The 18,017-nt window shown below is 43.4% G+C and carries 12 protein-coding genes; 10 read left to right on the top strand and 2 right to left on the bottom strand.

Annotated features, from left to right (window positions below):
• The first annotated feature begins 453 nt into the window (after positions 1-453).
• The 6 genes from ACROAE_RS09910 (at position 454) to purF (ending at position 10,829) form a co-directional block, all read left to right on the top strand.
• A complete protein-coding gene (locus ACROAE_RS09910) occupies positions 454-4,899 on the top strand; it encodes a FimV/HubP family polar landmark protein (RefSeq protein WP_432401257.1) in 4,446 nt (1,481 codons plus the stop codon).
• An 899-nt stretch (positions 4,900-5,798) separates the two neighbouring features.
• Positions 5,799-6,584, top strand: a complete 786-nt coding sequence (gene truA / locus ACROAE_RS09905) for a tRNA pseudouridine(38-40) synthase TruA (protein WP_432401255.1) — start codon at positions 5,799-5,801, stop codon at positions 6,582-6,584.
• Between the two features lie 33 nt (positions 6,585-6,617).
• Positions 6,618-7,895, top strand: coding sequence for a bifunctional tetrahydrofolate synthase/dihydrofolate synthase (gene folC, locus ACROAE_RS09900; protein ID WP_432401253.1), 1,278 nt, complete (start codon positions 6,618-6,620; stop codon positions 7,893-7,895).
• A gap of 94 nt (positions 7,896-7,989) precedes the next feature.
• A complete protein-coding gene (gene dedD / locus ACROAE_RS09895) occupies positions 7,990-8,634 on the top strand; it encodes a cell division protein DedD (RefSeq protein WP_432401251.1) in 645 nt (214 codons plus the stop codon).
• 152 nt (positions 8,635-8,786) lie between these two features.
• The gene (locus tag ACROAE_RS09890; RefSeq protein WP_432401249.1) at positions 8,787-9,275 is read left to right on the top strand and encodes a CvpA family protein; all 489 of its coding nucleotides are present in this window, start codon (positions 8,787-8,789) and stop codon (positions 9,273-9,275) included.
• Between the two features lie 39 nt (positions 9,276-9,314).
• Positions 9,315-10,829, top strand: a complete 1,515-nt coding sequence (gene purF, locus ACROAE_RS09885; RefSeq protein WP_432401247.1) for an amidophosphoribosyltransferase — start codon at positions 9,315-9,317, stop codon at positions 10,827-10,829.
• 616 nt (positions 10,830-11,445) lie between these two features.
• Here purF and ACROAE_RS09880 read toward each other — a convergent pair.
• Positions 11,446-12,162, bottom strand: a complete 717-nt coding sequence (locus tag ACROAE_RS09880) for a tRNA (adenine(22)-N(1))-methyltransferase (RefSeq protein WP_432401245.1) — start codon at positions 12,160-12,162, stop codon at positions 11,446-11,448.
• Between the two features lie 482 nt (positions 12,163-12,644).
• On the opposite strand from ACROAE_RS09880, the gene ACROAE_RS09875 reads away from it, so the two are divergent.
• Together ACROAE_RS09875 and msrA are read left to right on the top strand one after the other, a co-directional pair.
• The gene (locus tag ACROAE_RS09875) at positions 12,645-14,603 is read left to right on the top strand and encodes a DNA topoisomerase III (RefSeq protein WP_432401243.1); all 1,959 of its coding nucleotides are present in this window, start codon (positions 12,645-12,647) and stop codon (positions 14,601-14,603) included.
• A gap of 125 nt (positions 14,604-14,728) precedes the next feature.
• The gene (gene msrA / locus ACROAE_RS09870) at positions 14,729-15,322 is read left to right on the top strand and encodes a peptide-methionine (S)-S-oxide reductase MsrA (RefSeq protein ID WP_432401241.1); all 594 of its coding nucleotides are present in this window, start codon (positions 14,729-14,731) and stop codon (positions 15,320-15,322) included.
• 64 nt (positions 15,323-15,386) lie between these two features.
• On the opposite strand, the gene ACROAE_RS09865 is transcribed toward msrA, so the two are convergent.
• Positions 15,387-16,322, bottom strand: a complete 936-nt coding sequence (locus tag ACROAE_RS09865) for a LysR family transcriptional regulator (protein ID WP_432401239.1) — start codon at positions 16,320-16,322, stop codon at positions 15,387-15,389.
• A 124-nt stretch (positions 16,323-16,446) separates the two neighbouring features.
• On the opposite strand from ACROAE_RS09865, the gene ACROAE_RS09860 reads away from it, so the two are divergent.
• Positions 16,447-17,472: a zinc-binding alcohol dehydrogenase family protein gene (locus ACROAE_RS09860; RefSeq protein ID WP_432401237.1), complete on the top strand. Its 1,026-nt coding sequence runs from the start codon at positions 16,447-16,449 to the stop codon at positions 17,470-17,472.
• A 58-nt stretch (positions 17,473-17,530) separates the two neighbouring features.
• The gene (locus ACROAE_RS09855; RefSeq protein ID WP_432401235.1) at positions 17,531-17,821 is read left to right on the top strand and encodes a putative quinol monooxygenase; all 291 of its coding nucleotides are present in this window, start codon (positions 17,531-17,533) and stop codon (positions 17,819-17,821) included.
• The last annotated feature ends 196 nt before the right edge of the window (positions 17,822-18,017 follow it).

Below are 18,017 nucleotides of genomic sequence, written 5' to 3'. Positions count from 1 at the left end.
GCAGGGGTGGCGGATCTAGTTTATAGTCGTAAACGTATCATTTTTAACATCTATACTGCTTTTTTAAGTGCAAAAGTTAGCGCCAAACCGATGTGATTTGATATAGTGATGACATATACCCAATCTACTTGATGATGCATGTTTCAGAGCTTCACCGTGTTTTCAATACTAGGCGCGTTAATGCAGTAATGTAGGTACCTTATAATTTAGCGCAACAACGTAGTGGGAACACGGTGAAACTCCCAAAGGGCAAGTTTTACACGCGTTTATGCTGTGTTATTGATTTTAGAAAGGGAATAACCATTACCCGCAATCGTTTTTTGCCAAAACGCGTGTAAATTCTTGCTGAAATCGAGCTGCTTCAGGTTGATTGGGTATAAATACTAACGATAAAAATTGCCTACAGCCTGTTGCCATGATGGTAACTCAATAGCGCTTAAAGGGAAGGATTGGATGACTTTGCGTACTTCTTATATTTTGGGTTTAATTGCCTGTACGACCGTTGGCTTAACCAGTTTACAGCTTATTGATTCTGCTCAGGCAGAAACACTAAAAATAACCGGCCCTAATGGCGAGGTTAAACAGCAAGCTAAACGTCAATACGGTCCTACTACCTCTAGAGACACTTTCTGGAGTATTGCCCAAAAAGTTCGTCCTAATGACCGTGTGAGTGTTTATCAGGTCATGGCAGCATTGTTTGACGCCAACCCACATGCCTTTAGTGGTAATAATTACAATACCTTAGAACGTGGGATGATTTTATTAATCCCGTCTGCCGATGTTATGGCTGCCATTCCTGATAATGTCGCTCGCCGCCGTGCAGAGCAAGATGATCGCCGCGTGACTCGCCAAACCCCACCGCCTAGAGTTGTGACACCTAAACCCGTAGTGACCAAGCCGCCAGCAATTATTGAAGTGGTTAAAAAGCCTAATGCTGATAAACCGCTGCAAATAGTACAACAAACACCTACCGTTGAAGCACCAACCCAAGCAATAAAGCCAGCCAATGCCACAGAAGTAAACGATCTAAATTCGGTACTCGATAAAGCCAATGCCAAAGCGCTAATGCTGACCGATGAGCTTGCACGCGCTCAAGACGATTTGATGATCAGTAACAATGACAATCAAGTGCTGAAGAATAAAATCGGCCAGATGTCGTTAAATATTTCATCGCTTGAAGAAGATTTACAACTGTTAAACGAAAAACACGACAAACTCACCATAGAATACGAAAAGCTATTGCAGCAAGTGGGTAACGTTGAACCTGTAGTTGAAGAGCCAGCAGACTTTTGGCGCAGCTTAATGGACAACACATTAATGCTGATAGTGGCTGCATCTGTGCCTTTGTTATTGTTATTTGGCTTATTATTTTGGTTATTGACTCGCCGTAAAAATAATAAACAAGCTACTGCAGAAGACACGCCACAAACCGAAACCGTTGCTAAGCAATCTACTGCTCCTGTGGTCGATGAAGACGATAATGCTGACGAGATGGTTATTCACCTCGACTCAGATGACGATGAATCAATTGATGATTTATTAGATTTAGACAGCGTTGATTTACAACCTGAAGTGTCACTGGGCAATGATGGCGAAATGGACATGGCATCAGACATGTTTATTGGTGAAGATGATGAAGCAGAAGATGACGAAGGCTCATCTCTTGATGATCTTTGGGCAGAGGCGATGGAAGATCAAGACTCTGAGCTTGAACCTCTTGAAGATGATGACGATCTCGACAGTTTATTAGCGGGTTTAGATGCAGCACCTGCTGCAACGATTACCACTCCTGCACCTGAAGATGATTTAGACAGCTTACTCGCCGACTTTGATAGCGACAGCACAGATAATGACCTACTTGATGCCTCAGCAGAAAATGATATCGATTCGCTGCTCGCTGAATTTGATATGCCTGCAGAACCTAAGCCTGAAATTGCTGAGCCTGAAGAAAGCGTATCAAACGACGACGATATCGATTCGCTGTTGGCTGAATTTGATATGCCAGCAGAACCTAAGTCTGAAATCGCGGAGCCTGAAACAGTCGAGCCTGAAGAAAGTGTATCAAACGACGATGACATTGATTCGTTACTCGCTGAATTTGATATGCCAGCAGAGCCTAAGTCTGAAATTACTGAGCCTGAAACCGTCGAACCTGAAGAAAGCGTATCAAATGACGATGATATTGATTCGCTACTCGCTGAATTTGATATGCCAGCAGAGCCTAAGCCAGAAATCGCTGAGCCTGAATCCGTCGAATCTGATATGCCAGTAGAGCCTAAGTCAGAAATCGCTGAGCCTGAAACCGTCGAGCCTGCAGAAAGTGTATCAAACGACGATGACATTGATTCGCTACTCGCTGAATTTGATATGCCAGCAGAGCCTAAGTCAGAAATAGTTGAGCCTGAAACTGTCGAACCTGAAGCAAAAGCTCAAGAAACGGTATCAAACGATGATGACATTGATTCGCTATTGGCTGAATTTGATATGCCAGCAGAATCTGAGTCTGCAATTGCTGAGCCTCAAACCGTCGAACCTGAAGAAAGCGTATCAAACGACGATGATATCGATTCGTTATTAGCTGAATTTGATATGCCAGCAGAGCCTAAGTCTGAAATTACTGAGCCTGAAACAGCTGAACCTGAAGATCAAGAGTCTGTATCAAACGACGATGACATCGATTCGTTACTCGCTGAATTTGATATGCCAGCAGAAACAGAATCTGACAGCACAGAGTCAGAAGCGTTAGATGCGGTAGCGTCGGTTGATGATATTACTGAAAACGATGAAACTTTAACATCGGATGCCGATGAATTATTAGCTGAGCTTGAGCTAGAAAATAGCGATGATCAGCCGTCAAGCGATGAAGACATTGATGCGTTATTAGCCGGTTTAGCCGTTACGCCAACTAATGATAGCGATGAAGATGCCCCTATATCGCCGCTAAATAGCGAAACTGTTAATGCTGACGATGATTTGGCTGCATTAATCGCCGCAGAGCTTCAAGATGAACAGGGTGATGAAGACACGCAACAAGCTGAGTCTGACGAGGATATTGATGCATTATTGGCGAGTTTAAATGAGCCTGTTATTGAATCCACTATTGCGGATATTAACCCTGAAGCGGATGATTCTGCTTTGTCTGAAGCGCAAGATTTAGCAGCGCAAATAGCAGCAGAGCTCGAAGATGATTCAGATGACGGTTCAAATAACCACAGCAATGACGTTGAGACTGATGACGACATTGATGCGCTTTTGGCCAGCTTAAATGAGCCGCTTGTTGAACATACCGATAAGTTAACGAGCCTCGATTATGAGACCGATACTGATTCTGACAATGATACAGACAGCGACGAAGATGACGTTGCAGCGCAATTAGCCGCAGAGCTAGAAGATGATGAAAGTAACACCGCCGCAAACCTGATGAACAGCAGCGACGATGATATTGATGCTTTGTTAGCAAGCTTTAATGAGCCAGAAATGGCATCACTGCTCGAGCCGCTTAGTGAAGAAGAGTCCGTTGTTGATGCCAATAGCCTTGAGAATGCTCAAGGTGTTGCACCTGAATCAGAGCTTGAAGAACCAGATCTAGAACTAGAAGAGGCTGAGCTAGAGTTAGAACAGCCAGAACGAGAAGAAACTGATGAAGCGTTAGACCGTTCATTAGAGAGCACGCCGCCGCTTGACGATGATACTGATGCGTTACTCGCCAGTTTTGAACAAGACATTGAAGATGAATATGCCACGCCAGTAAATGACCCTGGTGTGCAACTTGATGCCGAAGACTCTGCCGATATTGACGACGAAGATTTGTTTAATGAGCTTGATGAATACTTAAATGATCTCGATTTAAACAGAGCAGAAAACACAATCGATGACAGCACAGACAACGGCACTGACAACAGTAAGCCTGCCGCGTTAGTTGACGATAGTGACAAGGCGTTTTTTGATGCAGAGCTTGATGCGTTATTGGCGCAGAGTGACGACGATGACAGTCGTGAAGAGACCAGTGATGCAATTGAAAGTAATGTTGAAACTGAGCTTGGGTCTGACCTTGAAAGCAACAATGACGATGACGGATTAACGTTTACTCTCGATGACGATTCAGACAACTCTGATGATGAAAACGATGACACATCAGAAGATGAATTGAATGCGCTTCTCGCAACAATGGGCGATGATGATGTATCTATCGATGCACTCAGCACAAACGATGATGTAAAAAATGCCAATGACCAGCTTAAAGAAGAACACACTCAAGGCGCAGCAAAAGCAAACAAAGACTCTGGCTTTTTTAATGATTTAAAAGCCAATAAGCCAAAGCCTGCCATACTCGATTGGGAAAGCGACTTGCTTAAAGCGGCAGAAACCGCAGTGGATGAGCAAGAAGCTGAACCGAATGTGAGTGATGATGACTTACTGGCTGCATTTTCACAGTCATTAAACGATGACGACGGTGACGATTACACCTCAGAAGATGAATATATTCTGAGCGACGATAATTTAACGGTTGATGAGGCATTGGCTGCACTTGATGAAAAAGAGCGCAGTAGAACACCTCAGTTTAGTGTCAGTGATGACGACCTAATGAGTTTTGAGCGTGAGAATGGTTATATCGATATCGATAAACTATTAAACGATGCCGACGAAGACGACGATAAAACCGATCAGTACAAAGACGTTGATGTTGATATGGGCGAAGTGAACTCGTTAATTGGCAATGCCGATATGATTGATGTTGATGATGAAGAAAACTCGGTTAATGCAAAATTAGACCTAGCCCGGGCTTATATTGAAATTGAAGATCAAGATAGTGCCAAAGCATTGTTGAAAGAAGTCCAAATAGACGGCAACGATCGCCAACAAGCAGAAGCGGCAAACTTACTTAAAGGTTTTCGTTAGCCATTAACGTGTTGAGGTTCAATTGATTAAACGGCGCAGCTATCTGCGCCGTTTTTTTATTTAAAATAAGTGCTTATGTCATCCTCTAGTGCTTGTATCGTGGATCAAGGTGTTTCTCTACCCGCCCGTCATCCCTGAGTGCTTATATCAGGGATCCAGGTGTTTCTTAGATTTAAGGTTCTAGGAGCTCGCAAGCTCGCCAAGCGCGGACTTCGTCCTTCTAGGTTCTAGGTAAAGCTTGGCCCCAACCGTACGTCATCCCTGAGTGCTTGTAACAGGGATCCAGGTGTTTCTTTTGACTTTTATCTTGGATATTAAAAGCCAACACCTGGGTTCCGGCTCAACAGCGTTGCCGGAACGACGTAGTAGGTGATGTTTCTTTTGGCCTTTAGCCGTCATCTTTTTATTCGTCATCCCTGAGATCTTGTATCAGGGATCCAGGTGTTTCTTTTGACCTTTCTTGAATATTTAAAGCCACCACCTGGATTCCGGCTCAACAGCGTTGCCGGAACGACGTAGTAGTGGGCGTCATTTCGTATTCAAATGAACAAATGACGGAGTAGTGGGCGTCAACTGAATAAGAATGAGCAAATGACGGAGTAGTGGCTGTTTCTGGCTGCTCCACCCGCACGTCATCCCTGAGTGCTTGTATCAGGTATCCAGGTGTTTCTTTTGAGTATCAAGATTACTCCACCCGCACGTCATCTCTTGCGTAAATGCGTATCAATTCTTGTTGAAATCGAGAATATTCAGGTTGATTGGGGATAAGTTTGAAAGTAGGGCGCTATCATGTCATTTACTTATCTATTCATTAGAGTCGGCAAGAGTGCCTATATCCAATTTCATAATGGTGCAAATTGGTATAAACTTCGCGCCATTAATGAGTAGAGGAAATTGTTATGCGGGTTGCGTTAGGTATTGAATATGATGGAAGTGGTTTTTTCGGTTGGCAACGCCAGGCGGATGTCGATTCAGTGCAAGCTCAGCTTGAAAAAGCGTTAACTTATGTGGCAAATGAACCCATAGAGGTTTTTTGTGCAGGCCGAACCGATTCGGGTGTGCATGGTACAGGCCAGGTAGTGCATTTTGACACTACAGCAGACCGGCCATTAACCGCCTGGACATTGGGTATTAATGCCAATTTACCCGACAGTATTGCCGTGCGCTGGGCTAAAGAAGTCGACGACAGTTTTCATGCACGTTTTAGTGCAACCGCTCGGCGTTATCGTTATGTGATTTACAATCACCAACTGCGCCCGGGCATTTTACGCTCAGGTGTGAGCCATTATCACGGCGATATTGATGAAACATTAATGCATCAAGCAGCACAATTACTCTTGGGTGAGCACGACTTTACCAGTTTTCGTGCGGTGCAATGCCAGTCAAACACTCCGTTTCGTAACGTTCACAAAGTCAATGTCACGCGCCAAGGCATGTATGTGATGGTTGATATTCAAGCCAATGCATTTTTACATCATATGGTACGCAACATTGTTGGGTCGTTACTTGAAATTGGTTTAGGTAATCAACCTATCAACTGGATAAGTGAATTATTGGCATTAAAAGATCGCAATCAAGCTGCGGCAACCGCAAAGCCCAATGGTTTGTATCTAGTCGATGTGACATATCCAGAGCAATATCAAATCCCTAAATTGGCTCTTGGGCCATTGTTTATGTTGGATTAAGTTAAGCGTCTGTCAAACAAAGTGAGATGTTATATGTCGGCTATTAATGAAATGCATGTTCCTAACCTGCAATCGAGTTTAGACCAATGGCTAGACTATTTATTGGCTATCCACCCAAGTGAAATTGACATGGGGCTGACTCGTGTTGAACAAGTGGCTAAGCGTTTAGCATTATTAGCATTAGCGCCAACAAAAGTGATTACTGTGGCGGGCACAAACGGCAAGGGCACCAGTTGCGCTATGCTTGAGTCTATTTTGCGCCAATCGGGTTTAACTGTGGGCGTGTATAGCTCGCCACATCTATTGCGTTACAACGAGCGAGTGCGTATTAATCAGCAAGATGCCAGTGATGCATCTCTTATTGAGGCATTTTGTGCCATTGAAGCCGCTAGAGCAGATATTTCACTGACTTTTTTTGAATACGCGACCTTAGCGGGCTTATATTTATTTAAGGCTGCCAACGTGGATGTGGCCATTCTTGAGGTTGGATTAGGTGGTCGTTTAGACGCAACCAATATTATTGATTCAAATGCTGTAATACTGACCTCTATTGACCTTGATCATCAAGAGTATCTTGGTGACACCCGTGAATTAGTCGGCCGTGAAAAAGCCGGGGTTTTTAGGCCGCATTGCATTGCGGTAGTGGGTGAGCCTGAGTTACCTCAATCAGTTAAAGATTACGCTGAATACATGCAAACGGAACTGTATCGGGTGGGTTTTGAATTTGATTACCATGTTTCTCCAACGGATGCGGCAACATGGCATTTTAAATCGAAACAACATCATTATGACAACTTACCGGTACCGCGTTTACCGTTACCGAATGCAGCTAGTGTTGTTGCTTTAGTGAGCCAGGTTTGGCCCACAATTACTCAGCAACAAATTAGTGATGGTTTGGTCAATGCGCAACTTGCTGGGCGCTTAGAGCAAGTGAGTCAGCAACCTTTGGTGTTACTTGACGTTGCCCATAATCCCCACGCCGCTCGGTATTTAGCAAAGCAATTACAGGCTTATCAAGGCCGACGTATTGTGGCATTGTGTGGCATGTTAAAAGACAAAGATATCAAGGCTGTACTGGCACAATTAGCACCACAGATTAACCAGTGGCATTTAGTTGGGTTAGACAACCCTCGTGGTGCGTCAGCTGAGCTGCTATATCAAACATTACCAGATGATAATAGCCGTGCAACTGCCGTACAATATAACGATATCGCTAGCGCTTGGCAGGGAATGCAGCAGTCAATATCCAAAGACGATGTGGTTATTGTGTTTGGTTCTTTTTATACTGTTGCAGGTTTTAAGGCTGTGTAAGTCTTTTTAGCTCATTATTGGTCAGTTACTGATTAGTGACTACTGACTAGTGAGTTTAAGTTCGATAGAGCATTATTTTAAAAGGGAATTCGCTTTGAATCGTCAATTTCAAAATCGTTTGGTGGGCACCATTGTGCTTGTCGCGTTAGGGGTGATTTTTTTACCCGACTTATTGGATGGTAAAAAAACTCAAGTGGTTGAGGAATTTACTGAAATTCCATTACGGCCATTAGCCAAGAGTCACAATAATTCAAATAACACTCAAGCAACTAAACCGGCCGAAGACACGGTTGAAGAGTTTCAGGTGCTAACCATAGCTGAGCCGCAAGACTTGGGCAGTGATGTGGTTGAGCTCGGTACTGAAGAGCCTGAAGCGGTCGCTAAAAAGGTTGAAAGTAAACCTGTTCAAGCAGTGCCGGCTAAAACTCAACCTAAAACTGAACCCGTTAAAGTGGTTGCTCAAGCTAAAGCGCCGGTAAAAACCGCCATTACAGCCGGCTTTACTCTACAGCTAGGTGGATTTAACAACGCTGCCAATGTCAGTGCATTGATTGCTCAGTTGCGTAAAGCGGGGTTCACGGCCTACACATTGCCAGCCAAACCTGTCGATGGCAGGTTAACTCGAGTGTTTGTTGGCCCTGAAGTTTCTGAGTCGAAGCTTAAAGCACGCCAAGACCCCATTTTCAAATTAACTGGATTAAAGGGCAAGATCATTGCCTACAATCCTCAAGAACAATAACTCGTTCAGACGGCAGTACAGTTGCGTGGTTGAAATTAGCAAATTGATTGTTCGCAATCACGCATGAATAATTTGAACAATCAGGGGTGAGAAACATCTCAGTCTCTGTTAGAATCGCGCCGTCTTGAACCCTATACCGGATCCCCATTTTCATGGTTTGGATTGATTACGCAATTATTATCATTATCGGGTTATCAACTATTATTAGTTTGATCCGCGGATTCGCAAAAGAAGCCATGTCACTTGTGGTTTGGTTTGCCGCTTTCTTTATCGCTAGCCAGTTTTATCTCGATCTTGCTGCGCATTTAACTCAAATGCAGGACGAGTTAGTTAGAAACGGTGTCGCGATTGCCATTCTGTTTGTCGTTACCCTGATCCTAGGGGCATTAGTCAATTATTTATTAGGTCAGTTGGTGTCTAAAACTGGCTTGTCAGGCACAGACCGAATATTAGGTTTGTGCTTTGGTGCCATCCGTGGCGCCTTGATAGTTAGTGCATTACTGTTCTTTATGGATGCATTTACTGCATTTCCAGACACCGCTTGGTGGAAAGACTCAGTACTTGTACCCGAATTTGGCGTGGTTATTCAGTGGTTTTTTGACTATCTCGAAAACACCTCAAGCTTTGTACCCAAAATATAATTATAAACATAGAACACCTTACAGTGAGGAACCTTACCCATGTGTGGTATCGTCGGAATAGTAGGAAAATCAACAGTTAACCAAACCATTTATGATGCGCTGACTGTGCTTCAACATCGTGGACAAGATGCTGCAGGTATTGTGACTGTAGACATCAATGCGTTTCGTTTACGTAAAGCGAATGGCTTGGTTAAAGATGTGTTTGAACCTAAACACATGCAACGTTTACAAGGCAATGCTGGCATTGGTCATGTGCGTTATCCTACCGCGGGTAGCTCTAGTGCTTCTGAAGCTCAGCCGTTTTATGTTAACTCTCCGTTTGGTATCTCGTTAGCGCATAACGGTAACTTAACCAACACGATTGAGTTAGCTGAAAGCCTAGTTACAAAACGCCGTCATGTGAACACCACATCTGACTCAGAAATCTTACTCAACTTATTAGCAGACGAACTACAAGAAACGCGTAGCTTGTCATTAAGTGCTGACGAAGTGTTTGATGCCGTAGCCAAAGTCCACGCCCAAACCCGTGGTGCTTATGCGGTAGTCGCAATGATTATTGGCCAGGGCCTAGTTGCATTTCGTGACCCATTTGGTATTCGTCCTTTAGTGTTGGGTAAACACGAAACGGCGACGGGTACTGAGTACATGGTCGCGTCTGAAAGTGTTGCTTTAGACGCCGTTGGCTTTGAAGTGATGCGCGATGTTGCACCAGGTGAAGCGATTTACATTTCACTTGATGGTCAGTTATTTACTCGCCAATGTGCTGTCGACCCAAGTTATGCACCGTGTATTTTTGAATTTGTGTACTTTGCCCGTCCAGATTCAAGCATCGACAAAGTGTCAGTTTATGCAAGCCGCGTAAACATGGGTGCTAAGTTAGGTGAAAAGATTAAGAAAGAATGGGAAGATCATGACATTGATGTGGTTATTCCTATTCCAGAAACCTCGTGCGACATCGCATTAGAAATCGCACGTTGTATGGACTTGCCGTACCGTCAAGGTTTTGTTAAAAACCGCTATATTGGCCGTACGTTTATTATGCCGGGTCAGCAAGAGCGTAAAAAGTCTGTACGTCGTAAGCTCAACGCGATTAATACCGAATTTAAAGGTAAAAACGTGTTATTAGTCGATGATTCTATTGTGCGTGGTACCACGTCAGAACAGATTATCGAAATGGCACGTGAAGCAGGCGCGAAGAAAGTGTACTTTGCATCAGCGGCACCTGAAATTCGTTTCCCGAACGTGTACGGTATCGACATGCCGACTTCTAATGAGCTTATTGCTCATGGTCGTGACGCAGATGAAATCGCTAAAATCATTGGTGCCGACGGCATTATTTTCCAAGACTTAAGCGACTTAATTGAAGCGGTAAGAATGGAAAATCCTGAAATTATGCGTTTCGAAACGTCAGTGTTTGACGGTCACTATATTACCAATGACGTGAATCAAGAATATCTAGACCACTTGACTCAGTTGCGTAATGACGACGCCAAAGCCAACCGCAGCAAAGACATCGGCACTAACTTAGAAATGCACAACGAGTGTCATCCATAAGTTAACCCAGATTTTGTGAGCGAACAAACCAGCATGAAAATGCTGGTTTTTTTATGGGTGTTAAAAGGCTCACCATGCTAAAATCTAAAATCTAAAACCTAAAACCTAAAACCTAAAACCTAAAACCTAAAACCTAAAACCTAAAACCTAAAACCTAAAACCTAAATCAATAGCAACACCTGGATCCCTGATAACAGATCTCAGGGATGACGGCATAAAAATACGTCATTCCTGCAATGATGTTGAGTCGCGACCAAGATGCTAGTTTCTTTACGTCGTCCCGGCAATGCTGTTGAGCCGGGATCCAGGTGTTGTTTTTTGGCTGTTAAGTGAAATCAACAGCAACACCTGGATTCCTGATAAAAGATCTCAGGGATGACGGCATAAAAATACGTCGTTCCTGCAATGATGTTGAGCCGCGGCCAGGATGTTAGTTTCTTTACGTCGTCCCGGCAATGCTGTTGAGTCGCGACCAAGATGCTAGTTTCTCTACGTCGTCCCGGCAGTGCTGTTGAGCCGGGATCCAGGTGTTGTTTTTCTTTACGTCGTCCAGTAACAAAGTTGATCAGGACACTTGTGTTAGCTTTAGGCTTTTAAGCTACATCAACTCGAATATTTACAAAAAAATCGTTTGATAGTCTTGTAGCGCTTGTGCTGCTTTTTGGGGATTAGACAGACTTATCTTTTGATAATGTGTCAGCACTTTATTTAAATAACGCTGAGCAATATCGCGTTGCGCTTCGGAGCTGCATTGCCACATTTTCCCGCCCACCGGGCTTATTGGCGAGGTTGCTAGGGGCGTTGCTATTGCCGAGTCTACTTTGTTGCGAGATACATACAAAATCTCATAAAAGCGGCGATTTTCTTCAAGCAATTTCTCATCAATTAAACGACATTCAAGCTTGATAAGCTGCTGGCGTAATTCGTACTGGTGGTGCACTGGGCAGAGCATAAAATCAATTTGCAGTTCAGGGTTATTGCGGCAAATTGAATTAACAAGCTCGATCATCAAATCTCCACCCACGCCTGCGATAACAACCAGTGGCGTTTCTGGCAGTGGCGTTTCTGGATAATCTGATAAGGGGATCTGTGCGACATCGATACAATGTACATGCCATTGAGGAATGAATTGGCGCGGATAAAAGCGTTGCAACTTGTCTTCTAATTGTTGCATTAAGCTGGGCACAATATCGACAAAATGAATCGTCGGTGCCGCCTGTCTTGATAATAACGCCGCACCCAATAAACCATGATCGCAGCAACAATCCCAAATGTGCGTATAGCCTGTTGGGATCATGTCATTGAGCTGAGTTAAGCGCTGGCCAAGTTTCATTATATTATACCAATTCCATTAATTATGTGACCAATCAGAGTCACTCAGATTGTTCAGTTTGAGGCGCATTGTTGAAATAATGGTTATTCCCTTCTAAGACAATGCAACAAAGAAATGAACGGTCTGAGTGTCTCCTGCAAGGCGGGTTTCTGTGCCTTCTATGCTGCTTAATAGCATTTTGTCGTACGACTGCATGGATGCAGAAGGTAGAGCAACGCAGGAGCAGTTGCCGAGAGCAACTATGTCTTCAATCCTATTACTTGCCTAGAAGGCACAGAATTCCCGCTGAATGACCAGATAATTAGTGGAATTGGTATTATTCGTTTAGACAAATAAAACCCGCATTGTAATGATTTTTACGCTCAATACTATGCAATTTGCAGCACGTTAAATTTACAGGTAATCTATACTGTAATTTTATACAGTTAACTGGCGCGATTTATGGTTGTGCTTACTGAATCTTTGCGACCTGATAATGGATTATGATTTTATATATTGCTGAAAAACCCAGTCTGGGCCGAGCTATTGCCGATGTATTGCCAAAGCCTCATAAAAAAGGTGATGGTTTTATTACTACTGCCAACGGGGATTGTGTGTCCTGGTGTATTGGCCATTTGCTCGAACAAGCTGAGCCAGATGCCTATGATGATGCGTTTAAGTCATGGAAACTTGAACATTTACCCATAGTGCCACAAACCTGGAAGCTACAGCCAAAACCTAAAACCCGCAGCCAACTGACCGTGTTGCGTAAACTGGTTAAGCAAGCATCATCAATTATCAACGCGGGCGATCCCGACAGAGAAGGACAACTTTTAGTCGATGAAGTGATTTCATATCTCGGCGTAAAAGGCGACAAACTCAATCAAGTTCAGCGATTATTGATTAGCGATTTAAACCCGCAAGCCGTAAAACGCGCGCTAGGGCAGTTACGAAGTAACCGTGAGTTTGTGCCGTTATCAACCTCGGCATTAGCACGCAGCCGCGCAGATTGGTTATACGGCATGAACATGACGCGCGCGTATACTATTCAAGGGCGCAAAGTCGGCTATCAAGGTGTGTTGTCGGTTGGCCGAGTTCAAACGCCTTTACTCGGTTTAGTGGTGCGCCGTGATGATGAAATTGCTGATTTTATTCCTAAAGCATTTTATGAGGTGTTAGCCCACTTATTGACCGACCAACAACACGCTTTTACGGCCAAATGGAAACCGAGCGATGCATGCCAACCTTATATGGACGAAGATGGCAGAGTATTAGCCAAAGGGTTAGCCGAGAATGTGGTTGCTCGTATTAATGGCAAACCGGCTGAAGTGACTAAATTAGAAGCCAAAGACAAGCGTCAAAATCCGCCATTGCCTTACAGTTTATCTGCACTGCAAATCGATGCTGCTAAACGTTTTGGCTTGTCAGCTAAAGAAGTGCTAGACACTTGTCAGAGTTTGTATGAGCGCCATAAGCTCATTACTTACCCACGTTCAGACAGCCGTTATTTGCCCAAAGATCAACTTGCATTAGCCCCCAAAGTATTAGATGCCGTGCTTAAAGGCGCTTCTGGGTTAGTTGAAGGCTGCGATGCGCCAAATGCTAAGCTTAAATCGAAAGCCTGGGATGACTCTAAAGTCGATGCTCACCATGCAATCGTGCCCACCGAAAAAGTGGCTAATTTATCAGCATTATCAAGTAACGAAGCTAAGTTGTATCAGCATGTGGCTCGCCAATATCTCGCACAATTTTATCCCGCTTATGTGTATGCAGAAACCGCCGTTGAAGTGACCATTGCTGGCGGCTTATTTACCACCAAAGCGCGCCAAGATAAAACGTTAGGTTGGAAGCAATTGTTCAAGCGAACAACTGCAAACCAAAGCAGTAATCATTCAAACAACAATGACGATGACGACGATAATGTACAGTCGCTACCGCCGCTGGTAAAAGGCCAAATACTCCAATGTGAGCGTGGTGAATTATTAGAAAAAATGACTCAAGCGCCAAAGCATTTTACCGATGCCACCTTATTAGGCGCCATGACGGGCATTAGCCGTTATGTCACAGATAGCAACATTAAAAAAATCCTTAAAGAAACCGATGGTTTAGGCACAGAGGCCACCCGTGCAGGCATAATTGAATTACTGTTTAAGCGCGGGTATTTAGTTCGTCAGGGCAAAGCCATTAAAGCGACGCCAGTGGGCGTTGGCTTAATACGTAGTTTGCCAGACTCGGCCACCACACCCGACATGACTGCATTATGGGAAAACAGCCTCGATGCCATCAGCCAAAAACGCTTAAAGTACGATGCCTTTATGCAACCATTACTCAGTCAGTTAGATGGTTTAATCACCCAGGCATCGAGCCAGTTACCTTCGGCATTACAAGGTGTCGCGAGTGCGGCACCAAAACGGAGTTTTAAAAAGCCGTATAAAAAGAAGCTCAAAGCAAAAGTGAAATAATTTAGGGTGTTAATTGGTATGATAAAAGAATTGCACAGTGTCAATGTCAGAGTGAACTTTTATGTCATTAATTACATACTGTAAGTATACAAATATAGATATAGATACAAATTAAAGGAGGGTGTATGAAAAGCACATTATTGTTAACCATCTTGGCCGCAAGTTTATTGTCTTATGCGTCTAATGCCACTGCAGATAAAACCATTTTGGCTGGTGGATGTTTCTGGTGTATGGAGTCTGATTTTGAAAAGCTTGATGGTGTTACTGATGTGATTTCAGGATTTACCGGCGGAAACATTAAAGACCCTATCTATAACGGTAACCACCGAGGTCATTATGAAGCGGTTGAAATCACTTATGACCCTAACAAAGTGAGCTACGAACAATTGTTAGCACATTACTGGGTTAACATTGACCCTTTTGATGCACAAGGGCAATTTTGCGATAAAGGCTCGAGCTATTTAAGTGCCATTTTTGTGGCAAACGACACTGAAAGAGCGATTGCACAACAGTCTAAAAGCAAAGTCGAAAAGCAGTTTCCTAATAATAAAGTGGTTACGCCTATTTTAAATACGTCGATATTTTATCCGATAAAAGGCGATGAGAGTTACCATCAGGATTACTATAAAAACAACCCTATTAGATATAATGCTTATCGCTGGAACTGCGGCAGAGACAAAAGGTTAGCAGAGATTTGGGGTGATAAAGCGACACATTAGGTTTTTTGATGGCCTGTGACTGTTGACCTTTATAGCCACAGACCATGCTGATTGGGTATAAAGATTAATCCAACACGCTTTTATCTAAAATGCCTTTAGCGATTAATTTTTGTAACAACGCGCGGGTCTGCTGCTTGAGCATGTCGCGTAATAATCGAGTGGCAGGGGTGATGGACTGTCTGCTTGGAAATATTAACCACAATTCAGTGGATTTGACCTGGTAGTCTGACATGATGCTAACAAGGTTATTGGCCAGTAAATCATGTGCTAAATCTAAGCATGATTTTGCGGCGATGCCTTTGCCGCTGACACACCAACGCCTGACTAAGTCAGCATCATTGGCGACTCGATTGCCCGATACTTTCACTTTAATACTGTCTTCGCCCTGGTTAAATTCCCATATGTCGTGGGTTAAGTTTTGTAGTTGATACAGTAGCGCATTATGTTCGGCTAAATCTTGCGGGTGTTTAGGTGTGCCATATTGGTCTAAATACGTTTGTGAAGCGCAGATTAACCTTGGCACATTGCAAATTTTAAACCCATATAAATTTGCATCATTAGGTGAACCGTAACGTAGTGCTAAGTCGACTGAATCTCGATAAAAATCAACGTTAGTATCACTAATGCTGACACGTAAGCTCACTTTTGAGTGAGTGTCCATAAAGTCGTCAATCCAAGGGGTAACCACATTACGGCCCAAATCGGATGACACCGATAACCGTAAGTCGCCGTCAACAATGTCTAGCTCACCTTTCATATTCTGTTTGGCTTGCTCAAGCATCAACATGGCTTGTTCGCATTGCGGAATGTACTTTTCACCTGCACTCGATAAGCGTAATTGACGCGTGGTGCGAATAAACAACTCCGCACCTAAATGGGCTTCAACTCGCTTTAAAGCCGCACTGGCTGTGGCTGTTCGCATGTCTAAATTGGTTGCAGCAGCGGTAATACTGCGAAACTCAGCCACTTTTATCACCACTTGTAAGTCTTCTAAAAGCATGATTGCCCATTTTTAATTGATAATGTTTCAATTATTATGCTGTTTATGTGAGATAAAACAAGCGCTAATATAGTTCCATTCAGTTTGAACATCATTTGCCGATTTGCACAACAGGAACCACATTATGAAAGCCATTGGATATAAGCAGTCTTTACCTATCACAAACCCTGAATCATTAATCGATGTCACGTTAGCGCAACCTATTGCTACAGGTTATGACTTATTGGTTAAAGTGAGCGCCATAGCAGTCAATCCTGCCGATTATAAAGTGCGCTTAAACATGCCTCCTGCTGATGGGGAAGTTAAAGTGATTGGTTGGGACGCGGTTGGCGAAGTGATTGCTTCAGGTGACAAGGCAAGTCAATTTAAACCCGGTGATGTGGTGTATTATGCGGGCGACATTACCCGACCTGGTAGCAATGCTGAATATCAGTTAGTTGATGAACGCTTAGTGGGTATGAAGCCTAAGAGCTTATCAAATGCAGAAGCCGCAGCGTTACCTTTAACAGCTATCACTGCATGGGAGTTATTGTTTGAGCACTTAACCATTAAACAGCAAAGCCCTGGCTTAACTGATAAATCTAACGAAGTGATTTTAGTGGTTGGCGCCGCGGGTGGTGTGGGTTCTATTTTTGTCCAAATTGCGAAAGCCATTACCGGAGCCACTGTTATTGCAACCGCATCACGCCAAAGCTCAAGCGATTGGGTTAAAAAGTTAGGTGCAGATTATGTTGTTGACCACACCAAGCCACTGACGGCGCAAATTGAGGCGTTAAATATTGGGCCTGTAACGCACGTAGCAAGCTTAAACAGCACAGACACTTATTTTGAAAGTTACACTGAAGTGCTTGCACCCTTTGGTAAAATCGCCATGATTGATGATCCTCAAGCGCTGGATGTCACTAAACTTAAGCTTAAGAGTTTGTCATTACACTGGGAGTTTATGTTTGCTCGTTCAATGTTTAAGGCGGCAGACATGCAAGAGCAAAGTCGCTTACTCAATCGCGTCGCAGATCTTGTTGATCAGGGTTATATTCAAACCACATTAGGCCAACACATGGGCGAAATTAACGCCGCTAACTTACGCGCAGCGCACCAAGCGTTAGAAACAGGCAAATCAATCGGTAAGATTGTACTTGAAGGGTTTTAATTGTTTGCGTTAGATTTGATTGTTTATTTTATATTATTTATTTGAAACAGGATTCAACATGTCTCAGTTAACTATCGTTGCCAATATTACCGCCAGAGCAGATAAAATCGAGTTAGTGAAAGCCGAATTATTGAAATTGGTTGATGTGACTCGTGCTGAAGAAGGCTGTATTAACTACGATTTACATCAAGATAATGCAAATCCAGCGCATTTTATGTTTTATGAAAACTGGCAAAGCCGTGAATTATGGCAAGTTCACATGGGCAATCAGCATATCGCTAATTTTGTGGCAGCCACTAAAGATTGTATTGTTGAGTCGATGCTTAACGAAATGAGTGTTATCAGTTAGTTTTTTATGTTTGTCCTTTAGCCTCTCTTAGCAGAACGTAAAATGTTCTGCTTTTTTTGTCGATTTTTTTCAGCAACTTGTGAGACACTCAAGTGATGTAAACTACAGGTAGCTAGTTATACCATTCCACATTAATAAGTGACCAATCAGAATGCGTCCAGCGGTTTTTGATTAAGGCGTCGCTATGTAGTAATGG

The sequence above is a fragment of the Shewanella sp. MF05960 genome (assembly GCF_050849305.1).
In the GTDB taxonomy this organism is placed as follows: domain Bacteria; phylum Pseudomonadota; class Gammaproteobacteria; order Enterobacterales; family Shewanellaceae; genus Shewanella.
Note: the sequence above shows the minus strand (reverse complement) of the source record. Positions and strands in the feature narration are given on the sequence as shown.